The following is a 4,069-nucleotide window of genomic DNA, read 5'->3' as shown; positions in this document are numbered from 1 at the left end:
AAAACTGCGTAACTCGTTGTTTGCCAAGGAGTTTTCCGTTTCGACTGCGCCGGAAGTGGGGCGAATTATAGGCCTCCAGAATCTGCCGTCAAGCACTGATTTAGGTTTTCTATCAATAAGCTACAGGCAGCAGCAAAGAGAGCCTATATAGAGGAGCCGAAACACTCCTCTATATAGAAGAAACCAATCAGAGAACACCCGAAGCCTTGAATGCGGACACCGCCCCGGCATCCAGGCCCAACACCCGCTGCAAAACTTCCAGCGTGTGCTCACCCAGAAGAGGAGGTGCAAAACGGTATTCCACCGGCGTCTCCGACAGTCGAATCGGGCTCGCCACCTGAGGCACCATCCCGGCCAGCGCATGCGGCAGCTCGATAGCTAACCCGCGCGCCTTGACCTGAGGATCGGCAAACATCTGCGCCACGTCATTGATGGGCCCGCATGGCACGCCAGCCTGCTCCAGCTGCGCCACCCATTCAGCGGTCGTCTTGAACACCGTCGCCTGGCGGATCAGCGGAATCAGTACTGCCCTGTTTGCCACCCGCAGCTTGTTGGTGGCAAAACGCGGATCGTCCGCCCACTGCGGCTGCCCGGCCACTTCCGCGAACTTGCGGAACTGTCCATCGTTCCCGACGGTAAGGATGAAGTCGCCATCGGCCGTAGGAAAATCCTGATAGGGCACGATGTTCGGATGAGCATTACCCAGGCGTTTAGGCGCATTGCCTGTCGTCAGGTAGTTCATTGCCTGGTTGGCCAGACAAGCCACCTGTACGTCCAGTAGTGCCATATCGATATGCTGACCACCGCCATCGTGATCCCGATGCGCAAGCGCTGCCAGGATCGCGACAGTCGAATACAGCCCGGTCAGGATGTCCGTCAGCGCCACGCCAACCTTCACCGGCCCCGCGCCTTCTTCACCTTCAGGTCGCCCCGTCAGGCTCATGAGTCCGCCCAGCCCCTGGATCATGAAGTCATAACCCGCACGCTTGGCGTAAGGACCAGTCTGGCCGAACCCGGTGATCGAGCAATAGATCAGATCCGGATTGATCGCCTTCAGCGATTCATAGTCCAGGCCATAAGCCGCCAGACCACCAACCTTGAAGTTCTCGATCAGGATGTCCGACTTGGCCGCCAGCTCACGCACCAGTTTCTGCCCTTCAGGGCGCGTGAAATCGATGGTGACCGATTGCTTGTTGCGATTGGCCGACAAGTAATAGGCGGCCTCGCTGGTGTTCTCGCCATAAGCGTCTTTAAGGAACGGCGGTCCCCAGGCGCGCGTGTCATCGCCGTTACCCGGACGCTCGACCTTGATCACTTCAGCGCCAAGGTCGGCCAGGATCTGCCCGGCCCAAGGCCCGGCCAGCACCCGCGATAAATCCAGTACCCGTAGATGCGATAGCGCGCCCATGGACGTCCTCCTATTAATAGAACGCCTGGAGGCCGGTTTGCGCACGACCGAGAATCAGTGCATGGACGTCGTGCGTACCTTCATAGGTGTTCACCACTTCCAGATTGACCAGGTGACGTGCGACACCGAACTCATCGGAGATGCCGTTGCCGCCCAACATATCGCGAGCCATGCGCGCGATGTCCAGGGACTTGCCGCAAGAGTTGCGCTTCATCATCGAAGTAATTTCGACTGCAGCGGTCCCTTCGTCCTTCATACGACCCAGACGCAGGCATCCTTGCAGCGCCATGGTGATTTCAGTCTGCATGTCGGCCAGCTTCTTCTGGATCAACTGAGTGGCAGCCAATGGACGACCGAACTGTTGACGATCCAGGGTGTACTGGCGAGCGGTGTGCCAGCAGAACTCGGCCGCACCCAGCGCACCCCAGGAGATGCCGTAACGCGCCGAGTTGAGGCAAGTGAAAGGACCTTTCAGGCCACGGACATCCGGGAAGATGTTCTCTTCCGGCACAAACACGTTGTCCATCACGATTTCACCGGTGATCGATGCCCGCAAGCCCACCTTGCCGTGAATCGCCGGAGCGCTCAGGCCTTTCCAGCCTTTCTCCAGCACGAAGCCGCGGATGTCGCCGGCATCGTCCTTGGCCCAGACCACGAACACATCGGCGATCGGGCTGTTGGTGATCCACATCTTGCTGCCGGTGAGGCTGTAGCCGCCTTCCACTTTGCGCGCACGAGAGATCATCGCGCCCGGGTCGGAGCCGTGGTTAGGCTCGGTCAGGCCGAAGCAGCCGATCCACTCACCCGACGCCAGTTTCGGCAGGTACTTCTGCTTCTGCGCCTCGGTACCGAATTCATTGATTGGCACCATCACCAGCGAGGACTGCACGCTCATCATCGAGCGATAGCCGGAGTCGATGCGCTCGACTTCACGGGCGATCAGACCATAGCTGACATAGTTCAGGCCGCTGCCGCCGTACTGCTCGGGGATGGTTGCGCCCAACAGGCCGACCTCGCCCATTTCGCGGAAGATCGCCGGATCGGTCTTCTCATGGCGGAAAGCTTCGAGGATGCGCGGCGCAAGGCTTTGCTGAGCGAATTGCGCAGCCGTGTCGCGAATCATGCGTTCTTCTTCAGTGAGCTGTTGATCCAGCAGCAGGGGATCGATCCAGTTGAAGCTAGCTTTACCGCCCATGAGTGTGTCCTCTCGAATCGGGTCAAATAACGTGGACTGATCCTAGGCCCGGATCAGCGCCACGGCAAACGAGGATTTTGCATACTGTTGTGCTAATTTCTCACTCCGAAACGTCGCGAAAGAGCCTTTATGCGATGTATTAGTGAGGTTGACGTACATGCGCAGAAAGATACCCAGCACCACCGCCCTGATCAGCTTCGAGGCCGCCGCGCGCCACGAGAGCTTCACCAAGGCCGCCCAGGAACTGTCGCTGACCCAAGGGGCGATTTGCCGACAGATCGCCAGTCTTGAAGAGTTCCTCAGTGTGGAACTGTTCCGACGCTCGCGGCGCGGGGTCAAGCTGACGGAAGCCGGGCTCTCCTACAGCCGTCGAGTGGCTACTCAGCTCGATGCGGTTGAGCGCGACACCTTGTCCGTGATGGGTCAGCAGGGCACCAACGTGATCGAGTTGGCCGTGGTTCCGACCTTTGGTACCCAATGGCTGCTGCCGCGACTCAAGGACTTCCAGCAAAAACACCCGGAAGTGACGGTCAACCTGACTAACCGCACGCGGCCGTTCCTGTTCGCCGACACGGATTTCGATGCCGCCATCTATTTCGGTGACGCGGATTGGTCGGGTACAGAATCCCACAGGCTGATGGGTGAAAATCCGATGCCCGTTTGCAGCCCCAACCTGCTCGGAAACAAGACCGGTCTGACGCCCGGCGAAATCGCCGACTTACCTCTCCTGCAACAAACCACCCGCCCCTATGCCTGGCGCCAATGGTTCGACTCCCAACACCTGAATGTCCCGCGAGACATGACCGGCCCCCGCTACGAGCTTTTCTCCATGCTCGCCCAGGCAGCCATGCACGACATGGGCATCGCCCTGATCCCGCCATTCCTGATTCAAAGGGAGTTGAAAGAGAAACGCCTGGTGATCGCCAACCCGCAAGCACTGTCCAGCATCAAGGCTTATTACCTGATGATTCCTGAGCGAAAGGTCGAATCCGCGTCATTAAGGGCATTTCGTGACTGGCTGGTAAATCAGGCGCACAGCTACAGCCTAGAGGGATAAAGGCTTTCCAAGGTTACTTGACCCCGTAGTCAGCAAAATGAAAGCCCTACAGATATACGTATTTGTCGCATAGCAGAAAACTGTATCGAAAAGTCGTACAAACGTCCCACAAGCGCCTGATGACGCGGCTTTGCGCCACTATTTCGAGGCGATGCCGCATCATTCATACGGCCGATGTGTAAATTCTTCAATTTCGGCCAGAATCCTTGAAAAGCACGGTCTGCAAGGGATTGAGCCGGTTGGTTGCGACATTCGGTCACGGGGTGACTTGTAGTTAATTTTCCGTCACCCGTCATAATCCCTTGAAGGGCACAAAGTTCGCCTGCAAAATGCCGCGCCCCGCCCTGATTTGGCGGGATCGTGCTGATCGGCCGCCCCAGCCGCACCATCCGTAGTGCATGGGTTTACT

General features: G+C 58.2%; 3 protein-coding genes. 1 reads left to right on the top strand and 2 read right to left on the bottom strand.

Annotated features, from left to right (window positions below; genetic code table 11):
• Positions 1-187: 187 nt before the first annotated feature.
• Positions 188-1,408 (bottom strand): CaiB/BaiF CoA transferase family protein, encoded by a 1,221-nt coding sequence (locus tag PMI34_RS04500; protein ID WP_008053125.1) that lies wholly within the window; start codon positions 1,406-1,408, stop codon positions 188-190.
• A 13-nt stretch (positions 1,409-1,421) separates the two neighbouring features.
• Positions 1,422-2,603 (bottom strand): acyl-CoA dehydrogenase, encoded by a 1,182-nt coding sequence (locus PMI34_RS04505; RefSeq protein ID WP_008053124.1) that lies wholly within the window; start codon positions 2,601-2,603, stop codon positions 1,422-1,424.
• 157 nt (positions 2,604-2,760) lie between these two features.
• Between PMI34_RS04505 and PMI34_RS04510 the strand changes: the two genes are divergently transcribed.
• Complete coding sequence (locus PMI34_RS04510) at positions 2,761-3,660, top strand: LysR family transcriptional regulator (RefSeq protein ID WP_008053123.1); 900 nt, start codon at positions 2,761-2,763, stop codon at positions 3,658-3,660.
• The last annotated feature ends 409 nt before the right edge of the window (positions 3,661-4,069 follow it).

This window comes from Pseudomonas sp. GM74 (assembly GCF_000282455.1).
Classification (GTDB): Bacteria; Pseudomonadota; Gammaproteobacteria; order Pseudomonadales; family Pseudomonadaceae; genus Aquipseudomonas.
Note: the sequence above shows the minus strand (reverse complement) of the source record. Positions and strands in the feature narration are given on the sequence as shown.

Coding starts and splice junctions, on each gene's coding strand:
- PMI34_RS04500 (WP_008053125.1), bottom strand. CDS start 1,408: ATGGGCGCGCTATCGCATCTACGGGTACTGGATTTATCGCGGGTGCTG.
- PMI34_RS04505 (WP_008053124.1), bottom strand. CDS start 2,603: ATGGGCGGTAAAGCTAGCTTCAACTGGATCGATCCCCTGCTGCTGGAT.
- PMI34_RS04510 (WP_008053123.1), top strand. CDS start 2,761: ATGCGCAGAAAGATACCCAGCACCACCGCCCTGATCAGCTTCGAGGCC.